Genomic DNA, 20,880 nt, shown 5'->3' with positions numbered 1-20,880 from the left:
AATTACTGCTTCCTGGCGGAAATCACAATCCCGCCTACGATCAATGCAAATGCCACACCATGAAATAACTGCGGGGGCTCTCCCAGCATGGCAGCCGACAAAATTGCCGTAAACAAAGGGATGAAGTTGGCAAAGAAAGCAGCAACCGTAGGCCCTGCTCCATTTACACCCAATCCCCAGCAGCGATATGCAATCAGTGATGGGCCTACCGCAACAAACAGAATTAAGGAGGCTGTCCAGAGATTCAAATGCAAATACGCATCGCCAGCAGCAATCTCAAAGCCATCAAAAAATCCCGTCCACAACAAACCAACAAAAACTTGTGCCATTAAAAATTGAGCCCACGGCCATTGGCGCTCGGTACTGGTTCCGGGGCGACTTAACATCCAGCTGTAGAAGGCCCACAAGATGGTGGCCAACATGATTAAGAGATCCCCAGCAACCATCTGCATTGATAGTAAGGTGCTTAATTCACCCCTAGTTAAAACAATTGCTACTCCCAACAAAGAAACTACTGCTCCCAGCAACTGCAACGCACTAGGTTTGGTTTGATAAAAAACCGTGCCGATAAATAACATCCAAATCGGCATACTGGCACCAATCAAAGTCACATTGATTGCGGTAGAAGTTTCTAGGGCGAGATATAAGAGAACGTTATAGCTTCCAACACCAAATAGTCCTAACAGTAAAAACCGTTTCTTGTTTTGCCATAAAGCACTTTGGGGAGCAAAAACACGCCAACCCAGAGGCAATAACAGTAATGCAGCTAAACCCCAGCGAACCGCACTCAAAGTCACCGGGGAAACTGCAGCGCTAGAGACCAAAATTCGTCCCGCAATCGCATTACCAGCCCATAGGGCGGTGGCAATCAATAAATTGGAGATAGTGGCAAGGTTCAGTTGGTGCATTCAGAAGGCGGGGCTGGGGCCCCAATTACGGGACAATCTCACATTGTAGAAACAAATCGTAGGTATTGCTAAGATAGAGCTTAACTTAGTAAAAAGCGTCAAATCAAAAGCAATTATTAGAAGGGTAGCTAGTGGCAATCATTACCAATATCGAAGATTTAAGAGTGCTCCACCAAAAGCGCACCCCAAAGATGTTCTACGACTATGCAGACTCTGGCTCTTGGACTGAGTCAACCTATCGGGCAAATGAGTCTGATTTTCAAAAGATTAAATTACGTCAACGCGTTGCTGTAGATATGACTAACCGCACGACCAAAACTACCATGGTCGGCCAAGAAGTCACGATGCCAGTAGCTCTTGCACCAACTGGTCTCACGGGGATGCAACACGCCGATGGTGAAATATTGGCAGCCAAAGCCGCGGAAAAATTCGGCGTACCTTTCTGCCTATCAACGATGAGTATCTGCTCTATTGAAGATGTAGCAGAACGGACAACTAAGCCTTTTTGGTTTCAGCTTTACGTCATGAAAGATCGTGGCTTTATTGAACGTCTCATTGAGCGCGCTAAAGCTGCTAAGTGCTCTGCTCTGGTACTGACACTAGATTTACAAATACTAGGTCAGCGCCATAAAGACCTTAAGAACGGCCTGAGCGCACCACCCAAACTGACTATCGCCAATATGATCAATATGGCTACAAAGCCACGTTGGTGCTTGGGAATGGCTATGACACCACGCAGAACCTTCCGCAATATTGTTGGTCACGCGACCGGGGTAGGAAACATGTCCTCCCTCTCCTCCTGGACAGCCGAACAATTTGATCCAGGCCTCAATTGGGGCGATGTGGAGTGGATTAAGAAACTCTGGGGCGGCAAGCTCATTATTAAAGGCATTTTGGACGAAGAGGATGCTCGTCTCGCAGCAAACTCCGGTGCTGATGCCCTCATTGTTTCAAACCACGGCGGTCGTCAATTAGATGGCGCTATTTCTAGTATTGCAGCACTCCCGGGTATCGTTGATGCCGTGGGTAAAGATATTGAAGTGTGGATGGATGGCGGGATTCGTTCTGGCCAGGATGTTCTCAAAGCTTGGGCATTAGGCGCACGCGGTACGATGATTGGCCGTCCATTCTTATATGGCTTAGGTGCAATGGGTGAAGCAGGCGTTACCAAATGCTTAGAGATCATCCAAAATGAATTGGATATCACCATGGCTTTTACTGGTCATCGCGATATTCAAAACGTGACTAAAGATATTTTGTATCCTGGAACCTTTTAAATTTTTAATCTCTTAAATCACCCGCTCGCATTCTTTGCAATTGCATTGCTTATCTTTGCTATTGCAGTTTGGATTGGCAATGCAGCGCTCAGCCCTTACCGCACCAAAGATACTGAAACCTCAGAGGATCTTGGCATCATCCAGACGGCTACCCTCACTTTGCTGGGTCTCATCATTGGCTTTACTTTTTCCATGGCGATTGATCGACATGATCAACGTGAGCGTCTCGAGGAAGGTGAGGCGAATGCGATTAGCACTGAATATTTAAGGGCCGACTTATTGCCTGGGCCATCTGCGGCAGCTACTAAAGAATTACTAAAACAATATTTGGATCAACGTATTCTGTTTTACACAGTTCAGGATCCAGAGAAAATCACTGCAATTGGTCAAAAAACGGATGAGCTACAAAGCGAACTTTGGAATGCTGTGCTACCAATGGCACGCTCCAATCCAACTGCAATGACTGCGCTCGTAACTTCCGGAATGAATGATGTTCTGAACTCACAGGGATATGTGCAAGCCGCTTGGTGGAACCGCATTCCCTATACTGCCTGGACCTTAATGGGCGCAATTGCCATCTGTGCAAATTTATTGGTTGGCTTTGGAGCCAGAAATTTCCAGAAGAACATTACCCTCTTCATGATTTTTCCTTTTGTCATTGCGGTATCGTTTTTCTTAATCGCAGATATTGATAGCCCTCGAGGTGGCGTCATTCGAATTGAGCCGCGCAACCTGATTACTCTGCAAAAGTTACTGAACCCCCAAAAATCATCGGCATCATCTACCAGCAGCAATTAAGCTTCACCCTAAAGGCGGTCAATATGAAACGTGTAGTAGATGTCTATAAGAATCGTGGCCGTGAGCTTGTTTGGACCTATGTGATTGACCTGCAAAATGATGATGAATTTCATCCTGGTCAGCTTGATTTTGAGGCAGAGGCGCTCAGACTCTCCCAAGTGGACAAACGGGGGGCCTCAAATGAGCTCAGTGCCAAGATGAGATTGAATTAAGCCTCAGCATTACCCACGGCCCCATTGGTGTTTAAAAGCTTGATTATGATGAAGGTCTATTAACGCTCTATTGATTGTTTTATATGTCCAGCACTCGTTATCACCCCGCCTCCATCTTCTTTCATTGGTTTGTTTTCCTGCTAGTGCTTGCAGCACTCGCTGTTATTGAACTCAAGGGCCAGTTTCCCAAAGGCAGCGAACCGCGAGAACTGTGCAAGACCATTCATGCCTTCTTTGGGCAACTAATCTTTGTAGCAATGATTGGACGATTGACTGTGCGCTGTATTTTCGGGGCCCCTGAGCCCACTGATCCCAATCGCATTCTGCTCACCCTTGCTAAATTGATGCACTGGGTTTTATATGCCCTACTCCTCGCACTCCCAATTATGGGTGTGATTTTTCTGCAGGCAGGCGGTAAAGAGGTTCACTTTCTGAGTTGGGTTTGGCCTCAAATGATTTCACCAAACCCTGAGGTAAAAGACTTATTTAAGGAAGCCCATGAATTTTTGGGTAACGCTATCTTCTTCTTGGTTGGTATCCATGCCCTCGCGGGTTTATGGCACCATTACGTCTTAAAGGATGACACCCTACGCCGCATGTTGAATAAAATTAAAGTAAATACCTAGGAAGAATATGTACATGAAACCACTATCCAAAAAAGGCAAGTTGGTCGTCGGCTGGACTGCACTGATGACTGTGATTGGGACAGCAATTTTGCATCAATGGCAATTTTTTGCTTTAGGCATCATCTCCATTGCCCTCATTTTGATTGCGAATCAATACGGCCTGATTAAAGACTCTGAAGACAAAAAATAAACCCCACTACCGAGGTGTGGGGTTTATCTGTGAACTCGAGTTCTTTTAAAGAGTTGGATAGTCGGTGTAGCCTGCCTCTTGACCGCCATAGAAAGTAGCGCGGTTATAGGGGTTTAGGGGCGCATTCTGTTTGAAGCGCTCCGCAAGATCCGGATTTGAAATATAGAGACGGCCATAAGCTACAGCGTCAGCCAAGCCCTCTTCCAAGACCTTCTCGCCCAAGGCTTGATCGTAACCACCAGCAGTGATGAACTTGCCCTGATAAGCGGCTCTGAAGAGCTCAGAGGTAATTGGTGCTTCTTCGTTGACTTGCTCACCGCCACCTGCGCTAGTAGCTCGTGGCTCAATCATGTGCACATAAGCCAAGTTATAAGCGTTGAGTTTTTGAATCGCCGCACTAAATAGTCCAACTGGATCGCTATCACCAATATCATTAAATGTTCCGTATGGAGACAAACGCACACCAATACGATCGCTAGCGAATACCTTACTGACCGCTTCAATTACCTCGCCCAACAAACGCAGACGATTTTCAACTGAGCCGCCGTATTGATCGGTACGTTGGTTGGTTTTATCTTGCAGGAACTGATCCAACAAATAACCATTCGCCGAATGGATTTCAATCCCATCAAAACCAGCAGCCTTGGCATTTTGCGCTGCAGCTTCAAACTCTTTTAGGAGACGCGCAATATCATCCAGAGTCATGGCTTTTGGAGTCTCATAGTCGTGCAACTTCCAATCGGCGCCATAAGTTTGTCCTGCAGGCGCAATTGCTGAAGGCGCTTCTGGCAGACCTTGCTCTGGGTGTAAAGAGGAATGAGAAATACGGCCAACGTGCCACAACTGCGCAACGATTGAACCGCCTTTTGTATGGACTGTCTCAACGATTTCTTTCCAAGCAGCAGTTTGCTCTGCAGAATAAATACCGGGGGTAGCTGGATAGCCCATGCCGAGCGGAGAAATTTGGGTTGCTTCAGTAATGATTAATCCTGCACTTGCGCGCTGCGCATAGTAAGTCTTTGCCAAAGGATTGGGCGCATCACCCGCAACTGCACGCATTCTGGTTAATGGCGCCATTACCAAACGATTCTTCAGTTGAATTGAGCCAAGGCTCACTGGGGTAAACATGATTTCTTTGCCGGACATTGAAAGACCTTTATTTGGGAAGTAGTTATTAAGGATATGGGAGGCTTACTGTAACAAGAATTAGGTAATTTTGCTGATGATGAGAAATCTACCCTCGCAAGAAAAAAACTGAGAATAAATTTAAAATTAAAAGATTGATAATAAGGATCCAATATGAAAATTTGGCAATGCATCGTATGCGGTTTCATCTATGACGAGGCTCAGGGACTACCTGATGACGGCATCGCCCCTGGTACCCCCTGGGCGGCCATTCCAGAGAGCTGGGAGTGCCCTGATTGTGGCGTGTCCAAATCTGACTTTGAAATGGTTCAGGTAAGCTAATACTTTCGCCTTTAGCCATCTTCATTTTTAGCAGTCTTACTACGGGATCCCTCCTTGACTCTACATACCAATCCATCCTCCGCCATCGTCATTATTGGCAGCGGTCTAGCTGGCTACACTCTTGTTCGTGAAATCCGCAAGCTTGATAAATCTGCACCAATCACTTTAATTACTCGTGAGCCAGGATACTTTTACTCCAAGCCGATGCTTTCGACTGCCCTTGCAGGAAAAAAAGATGCTCCGCAATTAATCTCGACTAGCGCGGAAGCAATGGCAACTCAGTTAGAAATCGGCCTGCTCTCAGAAACAGAAGTCAATGCAATAGATACCGCCAAGCAAGTTATTCAAACTAGCAAGGGTGAAATTGCTTATGGAAAATTAGTATTGGCATTAGGTGCAGATCAAATTCGGATTCCATTGGAAGGAAATGCGGTAAATGAAGTACTTACAGTGAATGACCTGGAAGATTATGTAAAGTTTCGAACAGCGATAGCAGGCAAACAGAAAGTCGCTATTCTGGGTGCAGGTTTAATAGGCTGTGAGTTTGCGAATGATTTAGTGCTCGGTGCTTACGCAGTAGATGTGATTGACTTAGCCCCACAAGTATTAGGCCGACTATTACCAGAGGCTGCCGCTAAAGCCTTGCAAGATAAACTTGGTCAAGCAGGCGTGAACTGGCACTTCTCGACAACCGTTCAAACCGTCAATCGGAATGGCACTGCACTGGAAATCACATTAACCAATGGTCATACGATTACTTGTGATGTTGTACTGTCTGCAGTTGGCCTAAAGCCTAGATTAGATTTAGCGAAAGCAGCTGGGATTCAGACTGGTGTTGGCATTGAAGTCAATCGTGACCTACAAACCAGCGCCAGTAATGTGTACTCCTTAGGCGATTGCGCAGAAGTTGAGGGATTAGTACTTCCTTATGTGATGCCCATCATGCAGGCAGCAAGAGCGCTAGCACCCACTTTAATTGGTCAGCCAACACCGGTCAGCTATCCAGCAATGCCAGTGATGGTAAAGACCCCTGCCCTTCCCACTGTTGTATCACCCCCGGCCAAAGCCGCTGTTGGTCAATGGACTACGACCGCAATTGAAGGTGGGGTTGAAGCACGTTTTGAGTCTGTCGATGGCAAGCTCTTAGGATTCGCCTTAATGGGAACAGCTACTGTACAACGCGCAGTACTGACAAAAGAGCTTCCCCCGCTTTTGTAGCGCTCAATATTCTTGTTTAAGCAAGCAAAAAGGCCCGCATTGCGGGCCTTTTTGTGTCTTTTGTTTAAAACGCGGCAATGATTATGAAACGATCACAAACCAAGTTGTATTGTGTGATTGAGCAACCATCAAGAACAACATTGGAATAGAGAGCAATGTATTGAGGCGGGATGTCAGCATAGCAATGCGAGCAGATTTGGCTTTTACATCAGCATCAACAGTCACAATACCTAGGGCACGCTTCTGGTTTGGCCAAATAATGAACCAAACGTTGAAAGCCATTACCAAGGCAATCCACATACCCAAACCAATTGCGCGGAATGGTGCTTGTAATGTAAATGCTTGATGAGCATAGCCATTCACTACTGCAAGGATCAAACCAGTCAATACTGTAAAGAGTGCTGCATAACGGAACCAGAACAAGGCTGCTGGTGCAATCACTTTACCAATCGCAGGCTTTTGCTCATCCGGAATCTTTGGCATAGAAGGAATTTGTACAAAGTTAAAGTACCAGAGCAAGCCAATCCACATCACACCAAACATCACGTGCAGCCAACGGAACATGAAAGGCAATTCAGCAGAACTAAAGTTGCCACCTAAAGCGAAGATGATGAGAATGAGAAGCACAAAACCAGCCAATACGGTGCGTCCCAAAGAGGTCAAGATTGATGCCATGAATGAATCTCCAATGTGTGATGATGGGTTTAACTATAAACGATTCTAGTGAATTTGTTTGATCCAGCAAATTTTCAGAAATCCTATTTAAAACAACGATTTAGCTCTTATTGCGCGGTCCAGCCACCATCCATATTCCAAGCAACACCGCGGACTTCGGAGGCATCTGGGCCACACAGGAATACTGCTAAAGCAGCCAATTGCTCAGGGGTGACAAACTCACCGGATGGCTGCTTTTCAGAAACCAGTGCTTTCTTAGCAGCTTCATTCGAAATACCTTCGCGAGCAGCACGAGCATCTACTTGCTGTTGCACAAGCGGCGTTAAGACCCAGCCTGGGCAGATCGCATTACAGGTCACGCCAGTGTGTGCATTCTCCAATGCAGTCACTTTAGTCAAACCAACAATACCGTGTTTCGCTGCAACATAGGCCGCTTTTTGCGTGGAAGCTACTAAGCCATGAACTGATGCAATGTTAATAATACGACCCCAGTTACGCTTCTTCATTCCAGGTAACGCATGATGACTCGTGTGAAATGCTGAGCTCAAGTTGATCGCAATAACGGCATCCCACTTTTCTGTTGGGAAATCTTCGATGTTTGCCGTGTACTGAATGCCAGCATTGTTGACCAAAATATCCAATGAACCAAAGCGCTTTTCAGTTTGCTTAATGAGATCTTCAATCTCCGCAGGTTTACTCATATCTGCACCGTGATAGTCCACCTCAACACCATGTGCCTTGATCGATGCAATGGCTGCATCCTTTTCACCGAAACCATTGACCATAATATTGACACCCTGTTTAGCCAAAGCAATTGCCATACCCAAACCAATACCACTCGTGGATCCGGTTACCAAAGCTGTTTTGCCTTTTAAATAAGTCATATCAATAGTCTCGCCAAGTTAGGGAATAAAAAACGTAGCATACAACGAATGTATTTAGATCAAATGTAACCAGCGCCCCAATTGATGCCAAACACTGTCAGGTACTAAAGTGAGGAGCCACGTCATTGTCAAATAGCGCAGTAATTTACCAATAAACATGTAGATCATGCAGGGGAACCAAGCTAGGCCAAGCCAGCCTGCGGCTACGCACAAAGGATCCCCAAAGCCAGGTAGCCAAGATAGCAGCAATAGCTTTGGCCCCCATTCTTTTAGCCAAAAACGTAGACGCCCTTCGGTACTTACTTTAATAGCCTGAATTTTCTTGCTAGCCACAAACCCCAACCACCAATCCAACATTCCACCTAAAGTATTGCCAACCGTAGCAAGCAAGATAGCCGCCCAATACATCTGTGGATTAATCGAGATATATCCAAACAGGATGGGCTCTGAACCCACTGGGAGCAAAGTTGCAGAAGCAAAGGCGCTAATAAAAACTGCCGGTAACCCAACGGAAGGTAAGCCGAACCACCCAAAAAAGTGATGAAGTGCTTGGTCCATTAAGCCAACGCTCCAAATTGTTGCAAATTGGTGAGCTGGGCTTGAAGAAGGTTGATGGAGATGGCCTGGTGATTGCTTTGCATGTCAATATCGATCTGAGCTAGTGTGTAGCCTATTTTCACCCTATTTTGCCTATTTTCCAGAAATTTCCATTCTTGCTTAAACTAGTATCCAAATAAGAAGATCACTATTAATCGAGACTGTCATGAATCACCCCATTCCCAAGCCTGACCAATATCAGGATATGCGTGAGGCCTTGCGAGACCTCTTCAGCCATTTTGATTCTGCCTACTGGCAAAAAATTGATTATGAGCGGGCTTACCCTGAAGCGTTTGTGAATGCCATGACTGAAGCGGGCTGGCTAGCTGCTTTAATTCCAGAGGAATATGGTGGTTCAGGGCTAGGTTTAGCAGAAGCCTCCGTGATCATGGAGGAGATTAATTTCTCCGGTGGTAATTCTGGTTCCTGCCATGGGCAGATGTACAACATGGGGACATTACTGCGTCATGGTTCTGAGGCACAGAAAACAATGTACCTCCCGAAAATTGCCAGCGGTGAATTACGACTACAAAGTATGGCGGTTACTGAGCCCTCTACCGGAACAGATACCACTAAGCTAAAAACGACAGCAGTCAAACAAGGTGACAAGTACATTGTGAATGGTCAGAAAGTTTGGATCTCTCGTATTCAACATTCTGATCTGATGATTTTATTGGCTCGCACCACGCCGATCAATGAAGTGAATCGCAAGTCTGAAGGCATGTCGATCTTTATCGTCAATCTCGCAGATGCGATTGGTAAAGGGATGGAAGTTCGACCCATCGCCAATATGGTGAATCACGAAACCAATGAAGTGTTTTTTGATCATCTAGAGATTCCAGCAGAAAACTTAATTGGCACTGAGGGTCAGGGATTCAAATACATTCTTGATGGGCTGAATGCAGAACGGGTATTGATTGCCGCAGAATGCATTGGGGATGCCTATTGGTTTATCGATCGTGCCCGGCGCTACGCTAATGACCGCGTGGTGTTTGATCGTCCTATTGGCAAGAATCAAGGGATTCAATTTCCGATTGCGGATAGCTATATTGAAACGGAAGCGGCAAATCTCATGCGTTTTAAAGCTTGCGAACTCTTTGATCAACATCTCCCCTGCGGTCCTGAGGCTAATATGGCGAAATTCTTGGCTGCTAAAGCCTCCTGGGAAGCCGCAAACGTTTGCCTACAAACACATGGTGGGTTTGGATTCGCAAATGAATATGATGTTGAACGCAAGTTTAGAGAAACACGCTTGTATCAAGTGGCTCCGATTTCAACCAACTTGATCTACTCTTACATAGCTGAGCATGTTCTTGGCTTACCAAGATCCTTCTAGTACATCCCCATGAGCATTCGTCCATTAGATGGCATTACCGTTGTTTCGCTGGAGCATGCGATTGCCGCGCCTTTTTGCACTCGCCAACTGGCTGACTTAGGTGCACGTGTTATTAAAGTAGAGCGCCCTGGTGGTGGTGACTTTGCCAGAGGCTATGACACGCAAGTAGAGGGACTCTCTTCTCACTTTGTTTGGGTCAATCGTTCTAAAGAAAGTCTCACTCTGGACTTAAAGCAAGCTCCAGCCATTACTGCCCTCAAGAAACTGCTTAAAACTGCAGATGTTTTGGTACAAAACCTAGCGCCCGGTGCAGCAGCACGAATGGGGCTGACTCCAGAGGCATTACATCAAGATAACCCAGGGCTTATTTTGTGTGACATCTCTGGATACGGCAACAATGGTCCTTATCGCGATAAAAAGGCCTACGATCTATTAATTCAGAGCGAAGCAGGCTTTTTATCTGTGACTGGCACTCCAGAAACCCCCAGTAAAGCCGGTAACTCCATCGCAGATATCGCTGCGGGTATGTATGCCTATACCAATATTCTGGCTGCGCTATTGCAAAGAGGCAAAACCGGCAAGGGTAGCGTGATTGATATCTCGATGTTGGAATCGCTGAGTGAATGGATGAGCTTTCCACTCTACTACGCCTATCGAGGTGCAAACCCACCCCCCAGAAACGGAGCGTCTCACGCCACCATCTATCCCTATGGTCCATTTAAAGCGGGAGATGGCAAGACTGTGATGCTAGGTCTTCAGAATGAACGTGAATGGGTTCAATTTTGCGAGGTCGTATTAGAGAATACTGCACTGGCCAAAGATGAACGCTTTGACAGAAACTTTAAGCGCAATGAAAAACGGGCGGAACTCTTGCAAATTATTGATGCCTGCTTTAGTAAGCTCACTTCCGAACAACTCATCGCCAGATTAGATCAAGCGCAAATTGCGAATGCGCATCTGAATGACATGGAAGGCTTGTGGAAACATGAGCAACTGAAGGCGCGTGAGCGATTTACAGAGGTAGCCACTCCCAATGGTCCCATTGCCGCCCTATTGCCTCCAGGATTAAACGACAGTTACGACTATCGCATGGATCCGATACCTGCTGTAGGTCAGCACACTGATGCCATTCTGAAAGAACTGGGTTTAGCCGACTCTGAGATTGCCACCATGCGCGCAAGTGGCGCAATTTAGAGTAGTGGCGAGCTTAAGTGGGCTGCATTTTCTAAATAGTGCATCCAGCGTGGTCGCTTAGCCCATTGAATTGGGTCTACATAATCTGATTGGGCTAGATAGGATTCAATTAATTTCTCAAGCTTGGTACAAAAATCTACGTTGTATACCATGAGGCTAATCTCAAAGTTCAAACGTAGACTGCGTTGATCAAAATTAACGGATCCAAAGATAGCTCCTTTTTTATCTACCAGCAAGCTCTTCGTATGCAGTAATCCACCATGAAATTCAGCAATCCTCACTCCTGAATCCATCAGATCAGCGTAGTAGCTTTTACTGCTCCAAGCAACCAAGGTGGAGTCATTGAGTTTTGGCACGATGAGAGTCACTTTGACGCCCCGTCTTGCAGAGGCCATCATGGCCTGCAACAAACCATCATCGGGGCCGAAATACGGTGTTGTGATAACCAACTCTTCACGAGCATCAATAATGGCCGATAGCATTACCTGATACAAAATATCGTCACGATAAACCGGCCCTGAGGCAAGCTGTTGAGCAGTTGCTGCGCCTGCAATTGGGGTTGCAGGTGGATTGCGATCATTAAAGTGAGTGACTTTGGGGTTATCTACGCTCCAGTCAAAAGAGAAAGTGAGCTCAAACTGCGAGGCAATCGGCCCCTCGACCCTCACCATGGCATCGACCCACTTACCTACGCCTGAATCTTGCTTAAATGTTCGTGGATCCACCATATTCATACTGCCAGTCCAAACAATGGCGCCATCCACTACAAATATTTTCCGATGCAAACGCAAGTCAGCACGGCGAAACTGGAAGCGTCCAACCTGAATAGGCATTGCCTCAGTAACCTGAATTCCGGCATTACGAAAACGGGCTGGCCATTTTGACTTGAACCAATCTTTACTACCCAATGAATCCAGTAGTACCTTGCAAACTACGCCCCGTTTTGCGGCAGCAATTAATGCCTCTCCAACCAGATCGGCGTCGCCTCCTAAAGCCCAAATATAAAACTCTAGATACAAACTTTTTTGGGCTTGATTGATCTCATCAATAAAGCACTGCAATATTTTTAATGAATCGGTATGCAGCTCCAGTAGATTTCCAGCAACGACTGGAGTACCGTTTTTTGATTCTGCTAGGAGACTAATGGCCCTACTCTCTGGCGGCAACTGCTCTCGATCGCCTGCATAGGCCTGTCGCATCTCTTCAGTGATCTGAGCGTATTCATGATTCATTCGCTTGATTTTTCGAGTAAGACTACGCCCTACTGGACGATCACCTATGAGTATGTAAAGACTAATACCCAACACTGGGAATGTCACGACAATAAAAATCCAGGCAAATGCCACACCCACCGGTCTGCGCACGGAAATAATCACACCAATAAATATGGTGACTAAAATAAAATGGATGAAAAGTATGAAATCTAAATTCAACTGCAGTGTTGAAGGTAGTAAAGCGATTAATAAATTGTTCATTCGATTTCCAGTTCCGCAGTAATGCCTAAATGATCTGATAATTGCATCCACTCATGCAAAATTTGGGCAGAGTGAATTTTTAAACCGCGCACATAAATTCGGTCCATCGCTAGAATCGGTTTCATGCTTGGAAACGTTTTCGCTGGCGCGCCAGTTAATGCCTCAAAGACCTCATCAAAACCGGCCGCCTTCATTGGGGCGCTCACTCGATTACGCCAATCATTAAAGTCACCAGCCACAATGGTTGGTCCATTTTGAGCCAATGCTTCAATATATCCAATAATTTGCTCTAGCTGGCGCTCTCTCCCCCGCTCAAATAAAGCAAGATGAACGCAAAAGCAATGTATTGGCTGATCCATGCCATTGAACTGGGTCACACTGTGTAGCAATCCCCGCCTCTCAAATCGATATGCAGAGATGTCGTAATTCAAGCCCTTGTGCAATGCATACTTTGAAAGAATTGCATTGCCATGATGACCCTCTGGATACTCCATATTTTTTCCATAGTGCCAGTCATGCCAAAAATCTTCAGAAAGAAAATGGGTTAACTCTGTCATAGGCCATTGGCCATAGCGCCGCACTCGGCCACGATGTTCTTGCTGCAACTCTTGAAGAAAAAGGAGATCTGGGTAGTGATTGCGCATTTTTTGGCGCAATTGATATATGGTCGAATGTCTGTGCAGGGCAGATACGCCCTTATGCACATTCATACTCATCACCGTAAAGCGAGTGCCGCTATATTCCATCATTAGAACTGTCCTGCTGCACGTTGTCGCCGGACACGTGCCAGATAGATTTCACCCTCAACCAAATCCTGGCATTGCATGCATTTATTGCAAATAGATGCTTGCTCCCGCAACTCTTCTATCGAGTCGATAGGATGGGTGTCGAGATACTCTCGCAAGTCAACATCGAGGACCTCATTACAGAGGCAAACTACTTCAGCCATTAGTCGGAAAATACGCCTAAAAATCTCATTAAAGCCATTTTGCCATTGACTTGATAGAATCAAGCGCATGTTGACCGCTTTTCAAGACGCCTTGAACTTACTTGCCAATTTAAATGCTGGAGTATTGGGCATCGTCTTGGTTTCCCTACAGGTTAGCTTGACTGCCTTATTGATTGGTACAGTCCTTGGTCTGCCCATTGGCGCCCTCTTGGCGACCGAAGAATTTAGTGGCAAACGATGGATTATTGTGGTCCTCAATACCCTCATGGGGGTTCCCACCGTCATTATTGGTGTCATTGTTTACCTAATGCTCTCTCGCACAGGGCCCCTAGGAGCCTGGGGATGGCTATTTACTGTGAAGGGCATGATCGTCGCCCAAATCCTGCTCACAACCCCCTTAATTGCAGCCCTAAGCCGCCAGATCCTAGAGGACTCTTGGAGAATCCATCGAGATACCTTCTTGAGCCTCAGATTACCTGCTCTTGCACGATTTAAGTGGCTTATTTGGGATTGCCGCTTCTCCCTAACGATTGCCATCCTTGCTGGACTTGCAAGAGCAATTTCTGAGGTGGGTGCCGTCATGATCGTTGGCGGAAATATTGATCACTCCACTAGAACCATGACAACTGCAATTGCACTAGAGACTAGCAAGGGGGATCTTCCATTAGCGCTTGCCTTAGGAATCGTTCTCCTTGGAATTGTGTTGTGTGCCAATTTATTTACTTACGCAGTGCGACAAGTAGCGGAGCGTCGCTATGGCTAATTCAAGCAATTCATTTGAGCGCTCCATTGAACTTCGAGATGTCACCGTCCAAAGCAATGGCCGAGTGATTCTCAATATCCCCCACGCCCTCATTCCAGCCGACCGGATCACTGCTTGCATCGGCCCCAATGGAGCGGGCAAAACCACTCTTCTCAAGCTATTAGATGGGCTAATCAAACCAGACACTGGCACGGTCAGCTTTTCATTTACTCGCAAAACTGCCTTAGTTTTACATCACACTCCATTAATTAAAGCATCAACTAAAACCAATCTGGCCATCGTGCGTGATGCAGATAGCAGCATTACGGAAGCTGATATTGATAAAGTCATTCGCCAAGTTGGACTTGGACAACTACAAGACAGCCCCGCACACAAACTCTCTGCCGGTGAAAGACAAAAGCTTTGTCTGGCAAGGGCCATCTTACAAAGGCCCAACTTAGTTTTACTAGATGAGCCAACAGCCAACCTTGATCCAAATGCCACTGAACAAGTAGAAGATATGATTCGTCAATTTAATCACCAGGGATCGGATGTCATTTTTTCTTCGCACCAACTTGCTCAAGTACAAAGACTTGCACAGCACATCATCTTTATTGATCAGGGCGAAATAAAAGAAAAGGGACCCGTAGGCCCCTTCTTTTCTGATCCGCAAACACAAGCCGCTAAACGCTTCCTACATCAAGAATTATTAAACGGCTAGCTTCGCTATTACTTCGCAGCGGTTGGAGCTGCGGGTGCAGCTTGAGCAGCAGCAACTGGCGGTACAAATGGTGGCGGCGCAGTACAAGCGGCTGGAGCAGCCGTTCCGGGAACCCGATATTGATCGGCAACTTTATTTTGCGCTAAACATAACTTATAGGCGCCCACTTTATCGCCATATGCCGTTTTGGCTTTTGCCAAATTAGCAGCTTCTTGCGCCTCAGGACTCAATGGCGGCAAGGTTGCGAAAACTGCGGCCGAAGCAAATGCGCAGAGTGTAAAAGCAATGATCTTTTTCATGGCTTGTCCTTATTTATTGAGTTTGTCGTACCAGAGCTCATGGTGCTCTTTAGCCCATGTTGCATCGACATAACCAGTCTTCATACCATCAATTGAGCCCTGCATACCAATCGTACCGATGTAGATATGGCCCATAGCCATCGTCGTCATCAGGATTGCAGCAGTGCTATGAATTACGTTCGCAATTTGCATCGTGCCACGTAAATATTCCATTTGCATAAACGGCACAATCATGTCGAGTACAAAGCCTGAAGCTGAAATTACCAAACCTAGAAAGGTCATACCAAACCAGAACCAGAACTTTTCACCCATATTGAAAAACCCAGCAGGCACATGCTTACCGCTAAGCATCCCACCAAAGGTTAGGAGCCAATTTAAATCGCCCTTTTCAGGAATATTTTTACCAGCAAAGAGTAAGAAGAAAATCACAATGCTCAAAGTAAATAGTGGGCCTGTGAAATTATGAATATTTTTGCAAACCATGAGGAATGAACCATAGGCGACACCACCCATGAGCGGCATCGCAAAGTATTTGCCGTACAAAATCATCAAGCCTGTAAACGCAAGGGCCAAGAAACTAAAAGCCATTACCCAGTGAGTAAAGCGATCAAAGGCGCTAAAACGCTTCACTTTGATACCTGACAATGGCTCGTGCAACTTAATAGAACCTTTTAGGGTGTACATCGCAACAATGCCAAAGAAAGCAATTGCCAATAGCCAACCACCGTAAACAGTAATAATGCCGTTACGAATCACACGCCACTCTTGACCAGCGCGCTGAATCAAAACACCTGCCTGTTTATCTGGGATGCTCACATAGTTTTGTGGATCACTATTTGGTGCAATAAAGATGGAAGGATTGGCAGGCTGGGACTGAGCCTGAGTACCATTCGCTAAAGCGCTGGGATCGGCAGGCACTGATCTAGGAGGCACGTCTACTCCACTTGGGGAAGGTAGGGGTGCCATCGGCGCACGCTCAGCAAAGCTCATTCCACTAGCTAATGTGAGTGACAACCCAGCCGCCACTACCAAAGTGCGTAGAACTTTAGAGAATGATCGTTTCATACACATGTCCTTAAACGTTTTCGTTTTATTTATTATTGTTTAGTTAATTCTTAATACGACTGTATTCGTTCTGATCTTGATTGCGCTTATCAATCGATTCAGTCCAGCTTGCCTGATTTCCAGGCGTCCAATTTTTTGTCATAAAGCCATTGTTTGCGCCCATATAAGGAGCAACGTCAGGACGCTTGGCTTTTTTAGCTGCAATTTCTGGAGGCTCAGAGCACGCAGCCAACAAAGCGACTGCTGCAAAACATAAACCCAAGGTTTTGAAAGTCAGTTTCATTATTGAGCTCCTGGAATTTTTGCAGCAGGCGTTGGGGTCGGCGCTGGAGTATCAGGTCCGCCGTAAGCAGTATTCCAGCCAAATGCTTTGGAGCCAGGATACTTGCCGTTTTTCTCACGAGTAGCTACACGATTATTAAAGATGCTGGAAATAATATCGCTATCACCACCAATCAACGCCTTGGTTGAACACATCTCTGCGCACAAAGGTAACTTACCTTCTGCCAAACGGTTACGACCATACTTTTCGAACTCAGCAACGCTACCATTCTCTTCAGGGCCACCGCTACAGAATGTGCACTTATCCATTTTGCTACGTGAGCCAAATGCTCCTTTACTCTGGAACTGAGGCGCACCAAATGGGCAAGCTAAGGAGCAATAGCCACAACCGATACAAATATCTTTGTCATGCAGAACTACACCTTCATCGGTACGATAAAAGCAGTCTACTGGACATACGGCCATGCAAGGCGCATCTGTACAGTGCATGCAAGCTACTGAAACAGATTTTTCTTGACCAATGATGCCGTCATTTACCGTAACAACGCGGCGGCGGTTCACGCCCCAAGGCACTTCATTATCATTTTTACAAGCAGTGACACAGCCATTGCATTCAATGCATCGCTCTGTGTCGCAGATAAATTTCATTCTTGCCATTGTGTTCTCCTGACTTTATTTTTTAACTTAGGCAAATTTTTCGATTTGGCACATGGTGGTCTTGGTCTCTTGCATCATTGTGACCATGTCATAACCATAAGTAGTGGCCGTATTGACCGCCTCACCCTGTACTACTGGTGCAGCACCCTCTGGGTAGTACTTACGAATATCCTCACCCTGCCACCAACCAGCGAAGTGGAATGGCACAAAAGCAGTTCCTTGATCTACGCGTTCAGTCACCAATGCACGCACTTTGATCTTGGCACCTGTAGGTGACTTCACCCAAACGTAATCCCAGTTCTTAATGCCGCGATCTGCAGCCGCTTTAGGATTAATTTCGACAAAGTTTTCTTGTTGCAACTCAGCCAACCATGGGTTAGACCGGGTTTCGTCTCCACCACCCTCATACTCAACCAAACGACCTGAGGTCAAAATAATTGGGAACTTCTCATACAACTTGTTATTCAAGTTCTGATTTTGAACAGTCTTATACAGAGTTGGTAGACGCCAGAAATTTTTCTTGTCGTCAATGGTTGGGTACTTACGCATCATTGGTGCGTTGGTACTGTAAAGGGCTTCACGGTGAATTGGAATTGGATCAGGGAAGTTCCACACAATCGCACGCGCTTTAGCGTTACCAAAAGGATGACAACCATTTTTCATCACAACCCGCTGAATACCGCCAGACAAGTCAGTCTTCCAGTTTTTACCTTCAGCGAGTTTTTTCTCATCGTCAGTCAACTGATCCCACCAACCCAGCTTCTTCATAAATACATGATCAAACTCTGGGTAACCAGTAGTGATCGCAGCGCCCTTAGAGCAAGAGCCGTCAGCAGCCAGCAAACTCACTCCGTCACGCTCAACACCAAAGTTGGCACGGAAGTTACCGCCGCCTTCCATGACACTCTTGCTCGTGTCATAGAGGTTTGGTGAACCAGGATGCTTAATTGCCGCTGTTCCATAGCAAGGCCAAGGCAATCCATAGTAGTCGCCTGTGGTGTCATAACCAGTTACTGGATCAACGCCTCCACGGGACTTCAGTGTCTTCGGATCGAATGTCGCAACCATTCTCATGTGCGCCTTCAAGCGCTCAGGAGTTTGACCGGTATAACCAATGGTCCAGCAAGAGCGATTAATCTCGCGCAAGATGTCTTCAATTTGTGGCTCTCTCCACTGCTTGCCAGCGAACTTAGAGCTCAACATCTTGTAATTCAAAGACAGCTCTTGGCCAAAACCAAGGCGGTCTGCAAACGCTTGCATGATCACATGGTCAGGGACAGATTCAAATAATGGATCGATGACTTTTTCGCGCCACTGCAACGAGCGGTTAGATGCGGTTGCTGTTCCACAAGTTTCAAACTGCGTAGCTGCGGGTAATAAATAAACGTTGCGATTCTTATTAACGGATTGACCTTCCGCTGGGGGCATCGCTGCCATTGCCGCAGTTGCACTTGGATATGGGTCTACAACCACTAAGAGATCCAACTTATCCATCGCACGCTTCATATCGAGGCCACGAGTTTGTGAGTTAGGCGCATGACCCCAGAAGAACAAACCTTTAACGTTAGTCTGCTGATCAATCATGTCGTTCTTTTCGAGGACAGCATCAACCCAACGAGATACTGTCGTACCAGATTTCTCCATCATGTCTGGTGCATAACGACCTTTAATCCACTCGTAGTCAACACCCCAAACTGTTGCAAAGTGTTTCCATGAACCCGCTGCTAAACCATAGTAACCAGGCAATGAGTCTGGGTTAGGACCAACGTCAGTCGCTCCTTGAACGTTATCGTGACCACGGAAAATATTCGTACCGCCGCCAGACTTACCAACGTTGCCCAAAGCCAGCTGCAAGATGCACGATGCACGAACCATGGCATTACCGATGGTGTGCTGGGTTTGACCCATACACCACACAACCGTGCTCGGACGATTCATGGCCATGGTTTTTGCTACTTGATAAACCTGTGCCTCTGGAACGCCGCAAGCCTCTTCAACAGCAGCAGGAGTCCACTTCTCCATGACTTCTTTGCGAATCTCTTCCATGCCATAAACACGGTCATTGATGTACTTCTTATCTTCCCAACCATTTTTAAAGATGTGATAAAGCACGCCAAACAAGAAAGGAATGTCAGTTCCTGAGCGGATACGCACGTACTGGTCTGACTTCGCAGCAGTGCGGGTGTAACGTGGATCCACCACAATCACTTTGCAACCATTCTCTTTTGCATGCAATAACATCAACATGGAAACTGGGTGAGCTTCAGCAGCATTGGAGCCAATGTACAAAGCTGCCTTAGCATTCATCATGTCGTTATAGCTATTGGTCATCGCACCATAGCCCCAGGTGTTTGCTACACCGGCCACTGTAGTTGAGTGACAAATACGAGCCTGATGGTCTGTATTGTTTGTTCCAAAGAAAGAGACCCACTTACGGAGCAAGTAGGCCTGTTCATTGTTGTGTTTTGATGATCCGATAAAGAACATCGCATCCGGAGAGTATTTCTCTCGAATGCTCTTCATCTGAGCGGTAATTTCAGTGAGAGCTTGATCCCAAGAAATGCGTTGGTACTTGCCATCGACCAACTTCATTGGGTAGCGCAAACGATAGTCTCCATGGCCATGCTCACGCAAAGCAGCGCCCTTGGCACAATGAGCGCCCATATTAATTGGGGAGTCGAACACCGGGTCTTGACGAACCCAAACGCCATTCTCAACAGTGGCATCAACCGCGCAACCTACTGAACAGTGAGTACAAATCGATCGTTTAACTTCAATCTTGCCCTTGCCATCAAGCATTGCCTTGCTTGGCTCAGCCGATGCTTTTTGCACCAAACTTAATTGGCTAGCAGCAATACCTGCACCAACACCAACACCAGAGCGCTTCAAGAATGTGCGACGGTCCATAGTAGGCACGGCAGCTTTTAAGCCGCGTGACAAACTACCAATCAGGCGTGTTGCGGAACGACTGCTTTGTGGGGTATTTGATTTACGAGTCAGACTCATATGTTGTCCCTGAGAAAGTTTTTTATCTATTTAGTTTTTTATCAATGTAGCAACAGTTAAATCATGGTGCTTTCGTAATACTTACGCATATGGGCTGTAATAGATTGCCCATCAGCCTTGCTCTTTACAGTACTGCCAATCTCTTGAATCACAGCTTTACCAATGGAAGTTTGTGAAGCGACGGCAACAGCACCGACTGCGGCACCTGCGCCTACAAAAAACTTGCGGCGTGACGGCTTGTTCTCTTCGCTTAAAGCAGCTTTGGATTTAGTGCTCATGGCTTGCTCCTAATAAATTATTCT

General features: G+C 46.3%; 25 protein-coding genes. 11 read left to right on the top strand and 14 right to left on the bottom strand.

The genetic code is table 11. The features are described from left to right. Positions 1 to 2 precede the first annotated feature (2 nt). Entirely contained in the window at positions 3 to 908 is a 906-nt protein-coding gene (locus IEN92_RS06395) for a DMT family transporter (RefSeq protein ID WP_216161700.1), read from the bottom strand. Between the two features lie 131 nt (positions 909 to 1,039). Between IEN92_RS06395 and IEN92_RS06390 the strand changes: the two genes are divergently transcribed. The 5 genes from IEN92_RS06390 to IEN92_RS06370 all read left to right on the top strand — a co-directional run bounded on the left by IEN92_RS06390 (position 1,040) and on the right by IEN92_RS06370 (position 4,011). Further along, the gene (locus IEN92_RS06390; protein ID WP_215375970.1) at positions 1,040 to 2,185 is read left to right on the top strand and encodes an alpha-hydroxy acid oxidase; all 1,146 of its coding nucleotides are present in this window, start codon (positions 1,040 to 1,042) and stop codon (positions 2,183 to 2,185) included. A gap of 45 nt (positions 2,186 to 2,230) precedes the next feature. After that, complete coding sequence (locus IEN92_RS06385) at positions 2,231 to 2,983, top strand: hypothetical protein (RefSeq protein ID WP_216863908.1); 753 nt, start codon at positions 2,231 to 2,233, stop codon at positions 2,981 to 2,983. Between the two features lie 23 nt (positions 2,984 to 3,006). Beyond that, entirely contained in the window at positions 3,007 to 3,195 is a 189-nt protein-coding gene (locus IEN92_RS06380) for a hypothetical protein (RefSeq protein WP_216161697.1), read from the top strand. A gap of 83 nt (positions 3,196 to 3,278) precedes the next feature. Further along, positions 3,279 to 3,821, top strand: coding sequence for a cytochrome b (locus IEN92_RS06375; RefSeq protein ID WP_216161694.1), 543 nt, complete (start codon positions 3,279 to 3,281; stop codon positions 3,819 to 3,821). Between the two features lie 13 nt (positions 3,822 to 3,834). Beyond that, positions 3,835 to 4,011: a hypothetical protein gene (locus IEN92_RS06370; RefSeq protein WP_215375961.1), complete on the top strand. Its 177-nt coding sequence runs from the start codon at positions 3,835 to 3,837 to the stop codon at positions 4,009 to 4,011. Positions 4,012 to 4,056: 45 nt separating this feature from the next. Here IEN92_RS06370 and IEN92_RS06365 read toward each other — a convergent pair whose 3' ends face one another. Next, positions 4,057 to 5,157, bottom strand: coding sequence for an alkene reductase (locus tag IEN92_RS06365; RefSeq protein ID WP_216161691.1), 1,101 nt, complete (start codon positions 5,155 to 5,157; stop codon positions 4,057 to 4,059). A gap of 153 nt (positions 5,158 to 5,310) precedes the next feature. Between IEN92_RS06365 and IEN92_RS06360 the strand changes: the two genes are divergently transcribed. Both IEN92_RS06360 and IEN92_RS06355 read left to right on the top strand, forming a co-directional pair. Further along, on the top strand, positions 5,311 to 5,478 hold the full coding sequence (locus IEN92_RS06360) for a rubredoxin (protein ID WP_215375956.1): 168 nt from the start codon (positions 5,311 to 5,313) through the stop codon (positions 5,476 to 5,478). A 54-nt stretch (positions 5,479 to 5,532) separates the two neighbouring features. Beyond that, a complete protein-coding gene (locus tag IEN92_RS06355; RefSeq protein WP_216161688.1) occupies positions 5,533 to 6,696 on the top strand; it encodes an NAD(P)/FAD-dependent oxidoreductase in 1,164 nt (387 codons plus the stop codon). An 81-nt stretch (positions 6,697 to 6,777) separates the two neighbouring features. Here the strand turns inward: IEN92_RS06355 and IEN92_RS06350 are convergent, their stop codons facing one another. The 3 genes from IEN92_RS06350 to IEN92_RS06340 form a co-directional block, all read right to left on the bottom strand. Beyond that, positions 6,778 to 7,371, bottom strand: coding sequence for a urate hydroxylase PuuD (locus IEN92_RS06350; protein ID WP_215375950.1), 594 nt, complete (start codon positions 7,369 to 7,371; stop codon positions 6,778 to 6,780). 107 nt (positions 7,372 to 7,478) lie between these two features. Then, complete coding sequence (locus IEN92_RS06345) at positions 7,479 to 8,255, bottom strand: 3-hydroxybutyrate dehydrogenase (RefSeq protein WP_216161685.1); 777 nt, start codon at positions 8,253 to 8,255, stop codon at positions 7,479 to 7,481. Between the two features lie 54 nt (positions 8,256 to 8,309). Then, a complete protein-coding gene (locus IEN92_RS06340; RefSeq protein ID WP_215375944.1) occupies positions 8,310 to 8,813 on the bottom strand; it encodes a YqaA family protein in 504 nt (167 codons plus the stop codon). Between the two features lie 205 nt (positions 8,814 to 9,018). Between IEN92_RS06340 and IEN92_RS06335 the strand changes: the two genes are divergently transcribed. Both IEN92_RS06335 and IEN92_RS06330 read left to right on the top strand, forming a co-directional pair. After that, complete coding sequence (locus IEN92_RS06335; RefSeq protein ID WP_216161682.1) at positions 9,019 to 10,188, top strand: acyl-CoA dehydrogenase family protein; 1,170 nt, start codon at positions 9,019 to 9,021, stop codon at positions 10,186 to 10,188. A 9-nt stretch (positions 10,189 to 10,197) separates the two neighbouring features. Then, positions 10,198 to 11,382, top strand: coding sequence for a CaiB/BaiF CoA-transferase family protein (locus IEN92_RS06330; protein WP_216161680.1), 1,185 nt, complete (start codon positions 10,198 to 10,200; stop codon positions 11,380 to 11,382). On the opposite strand, the gene cls is transcribed toward IEN92_RS06330, so the two are convergent. Genes cls through IEN92_RS06315 form a run of 3 tightly spaced genes read right to left on the bottom strand, consistent with a single transcriptional unit; the run spans position 11,379 to position 13,875 of the window. Further along, the gene (gene cls / locus IEN92_RS06325; protein WP_216161677.1) at positions 11,379 to 12,857 is read right to left on the bottom strand and encodes a cardiolipin synthase; all 1,479 of its coding nucleotides are present in this window, start codon (positions 12,855 to 12,857) and stop codon (positions 11,379 to 11,381) included. The two genes, IEN92_RS06330 and cls, sit on opposite strands and share 4 nt — an antisense overlap. After that, positions 12,854 to 13,606 carry an endonuclease/exonuclease/phosphatase family protein gene (locus tag IEN92_RS06320; protein WP_215375929.1) on the bottom strand — a complete coding sequence of 251 codons (753 nt, stop codon included), beginning with the start codon at positions 13,604 to 13,606 and terminating at the stop codon, positions 12,854 to 12,856. Before IEN92_RS06320 ends, cls begins: the two co-directional genes overlap by 4 nt. Beyond that, positions 13,606 to 13,875 (bottom strand): hypothetical protein, encoded by a 270-nt coding sequence (locus tag IEN92_RS06315; RefSeq protein WP_216161674.1) that lies wholly within the window; start codon positions 13,873 to 13,875, stop codon positions 13,606 to 13,608. Before IEN92_RS06315 ends, IEN92_RS06320 begins: the two co-directional genes overlap by 1 nt. On the opposite strand from IEN92_RS06315, the gene IEN92_RS06310 reads away from it, so the two are divergent. Together IEN92_RS06310 and IEN92_RS06305 are read left to right on the top strand one after the other, a co-directional pair. Beyond that, positions 13,874 to 14,569 (top strand): ABC transporter permease, encoded by a 696-nt coding sequence (locus tag IEN92_RS06310; RefSeq protein ID WP_216161672.1) that lies wholly within the window; start codon positions 13,874 to 13,876, stop codon positions 14,567 to 14,569. The genes IEN92_RS06315 and IEN92_RS06310 overlap by 2 nt on opposite strands. Then, positions 14,562 to 15,269 (top strand): ATP-binding cassette domain-containing protein, encoded by a 708-nt coding sequence (locus IEN92_RS06305; RefSeq protein WP_215375922.1) that lies wholly within the window; start codon positions 14,562 to 14,564, stop codon positions 15,267 to 15,269. Before IEN92_RS06310 ends, IEN92_RS06305 begins: the two co-directional genes overlap by 8 nt. Before the next feature lie 8 nt (positions 15,270 to 15,277). Here the strand turns inward: IEN92_RS06305 and IEN92_RS06300 are convergent, their stop codons facing one another. The 6 genes from IEN92_RS06300 to IEN92_RS06275 are packed head-to-tail and all read right to left on the bottom strand — an operon-like array spanning position 15,278 to position 20,856. Beyond that, positions 15,278 to 15,568, bottom strand: coding sequence for a hypothetical protein (locus IEN92_RS06300; protein ID WP_216161669.1), 291 nt, complete (start codon positions 15,566 to 15,568; stop codon positions 15,278 to 15,280). Between the two features lie 9 nt (positions 15,569 to 15,577). Further along, positions 15,578 to 16,633, bottom strand: coding sequence for a formate dehydrogenase subunit gamma (locus IEN92_RS06295; RefSeq protein WP_216161666.1), 1,056 nt, complete (start codon positions 16,631 to 16,633; stop codon positions 15,578 to 15,580). A 43-nt stretch (positions 16,634 to 16,676) separates the two neighbouring features. Continuing rightward, positions 16,677 to 16,916 carry a hypothetical protein gene (locus tag IEN92_RS06290; RefSeq protein WP_216161662.1) on the bottom strand — a complete coding sequence of 80 codons (240 nt, stop codon included), beginning with the start codon at positions 16,914 to 16,916 and terminating at the stop codon, positions 16,677 to 16,679. Then, positions 16,916 to 17,572 carry a formate dehydrogenase FDH3 subunit beta gene (fdh3B, locus tag IEN92_RS06285; RefSeq protein ID WP_215375912.1) on the bottom strand — a complete coding sequence of 219 codons (657 nt, stop codon included), beginning with the start codon at positions 17,570 to 17,572 and terminating at the stop codon, positions 16,916 to 16,918. The genes IEN92_RS06290 and fdh3B overlap by 1 nt, the downstream gene beginning before the upstream one ends. Positions 17,573 to 17,599: 27 nt before the next feature. Continuing rightward, entirely contained in the window at positions 17,600 to 20,578 is a 2,979-nt protein-coding gene (locus tag IEN92_RS06280; RefSeq protein ID WP_215375910.1) for a formate dehydrogenase subunit alpha, read from the bottom strand. 56 nt (positions 20,579 to 20,634) lie between these two features. Then, entirely contained in the window at positions 20,635 to 20,856 is a 222-nt protein-coding gene (locus tag IEN92_RS06275) for a twin-arginine translocation signal domain-containing protein (protein ID WP_215375907.1), read from the bottom strand. Positions 20,857 to 20,880: the final 24 nt, after the last annotated feature.

Source organism: Polynucleobacter sp. MWH-Creno-3A4, assembly GCF_018881885.1.
Lineage (GTDB): Bacteria > Pseudomonadota > Gammaproteobacteria > Burkholderiales > Burkholderiaceae > Polynucleobacter.
The sequence above is the reverse complement of the archived record's forward strand: the minus strand, read 5'-3'. Positions and strand labels throughout refer to the sequence as shown.

What these genes read in the sequence shown, in the direction of transcription:
- IEN92_RS06370 (WP_215375961.1), top strand. Translation starts at nt 3,835, where the DNA reads ATGAAACCACTATCCAAAAAAGGCAAGTTGGTCGTCGGCTGGACTGCA.
- fdh3B (WP_215375912.1), bottom strand. Translation starts at nt 17,572, where the DNA reads ATGGCAAGAATGAAATTTATCTGCGACACAGAGCGATGCATTGAATGC.
- IEN92_RS06335 (WP_216161682.1), top strand. Translation starts at nt 9,019, where the DNA reads ATGAATCACCCCATTCCCAAGCCTGACCAATATCAGGATATGCGTGAG.
- IEN92_RS06360 (WP_215375956.1), top strand. Translation starts at nt 5,311, where the DNA reads ATGAAAATTTGGCAATGCATCGTATGCGGTTTCATCTATGACGAGGCT.
- IEN92_RS06305 (WP_215375922.1), top strand. Translation starts at nt 14,562, where the DNA reads ATGGCTAATTCAAGCAATTCATTTGAGCGCTCCATTGAACTTCGAGAT.
- IEN92_RS06375 (WP_216161694.1), top strand. Translation starts at nt 3,279, where the DNA reads ATGTCCAGCACTCGTTATCACCCCGCCTCCATCTTCTTTCATTGGTTT.
- IEN92_RS06275 (WP_215375907.1), bottom strand. Translation starts at nt 20,856, where the DNA reads ATGAGCACTAAATCCAAAGCTGCTTTAAGCGAAGAGAACAAGCCGTCA.
- cls (WP_216161677.1), bottom strand. Translation starts at nt 12,857, where the DNA reads ATGAACAATTTATTAATCGCTTTACTACCTTCAACACTGCAGTTGAAT.
- IEN92_RS06350 (WP_215375950.1), bottom strand. Translation starts at nt 7,371, where the DNA reads ATGGCATCAATCTTGACCTCTTTGGGACGCACCGTATTGGCTGGTTTT.
- IEN92_RS06310 (WP_216161672.1), top strand. Translation starts at nt 13,874, where the DNA reads ATGTTGACCGCTTTTCAAGACGCCTTGAACTTACTTGCCAATTTAAAT.
- IEN92_RS06380 (WP_216161697.1), top strand. Translation starts at nt 3,007, where the DNA reads ATGAAACGTGTAGTAGATGTCTATAAGAATCGTGGCCGTGAGCTTGTT.
- IEN92_RS06340 (WP_215375944.1), bottom strand. Translation starts at nt 8,813, where the DNA reads ATGGACCAAGCACTTCATCACTTTTTTGGGTGGTTCGGCTTACCTTCC.
- IEN92_RS06290 (WP_216161662.1), bottom strand. Translation starts at nt 16,916, where the DNA reads ATGAAACTGACTTTCAAAACCTTGGGTTTATGTTTTGCAGCAGTCGCT.
- IEN92_RS06365 (WP_216161691.1), bottom strand. Translation starts at nt 5,157, where the DNA reads ATGTCCGGCAAAGAAATCATGTTTACCCCAGTGAGCCTTGGCTCAATT.
- IEN92_RS06320 (WP_215375929.1), bottom strand. Translation starts at nt 13,606, where the DNA reads ATGATGGAATATAGCGGCACTCGCTTTACGGTGATGAGTATGAATGTG.
- IEN92_RS06300 (WP_216161669.1), bottom strand. Translation starts at nt 15,568, where the DNA reads ATGAAAAAGATCATTGCTTTTACACTCTGCGCATTTGCTTCGGCCGCA.
- IEN92_RS06295 (WP_216161666.1), bottom strand. Translation starts at nt 16,633, where the DNA reads ATGAAACGATCATTCTCTAAAGTTCTACGCACTTTGGTAGTGGCGGCT.
- IEN92_RS06280 (WP_215375910.1), bottom strand. Translation starts at nt 20,578, where the DNA reads ATGAGTCTGACTCGTAAATCAAATACCCCACAAAGCAGTCGTTCCGCA.
- IEN92_RS06315 (WP_216161674.1), bottom strand. Translation starts at nt 13,875, where the DNA reads ATGCGCTTGATTCTATCAAGTCAATGGCAAAATGGCTTTAATGAGATT.
- IEN92_RS06345 (WP_216161685.1), bottom strand. Translation starts at nt 8,255, where the DNA reads ATGACTTATTTAAAAGGCAAAACAGCTTTGGTAACCGGATCCACGAGT.
- IEN92_RS06330 (WP_216161680.1), top strand. Translation starts at nt 10,198, where the DNA reads ATGAGCATTCGTCCATTAGATGGCATTACCGTTGTTTCGCTGGAGCAT.
- IEN92_RS06395 (WP_216161700.1), bottom strand. Translation starts at nt 908, where the DNA reads ATGCACCAACTGAACCTTGCCACTATCTCCAATTTATTGATTGCCACC.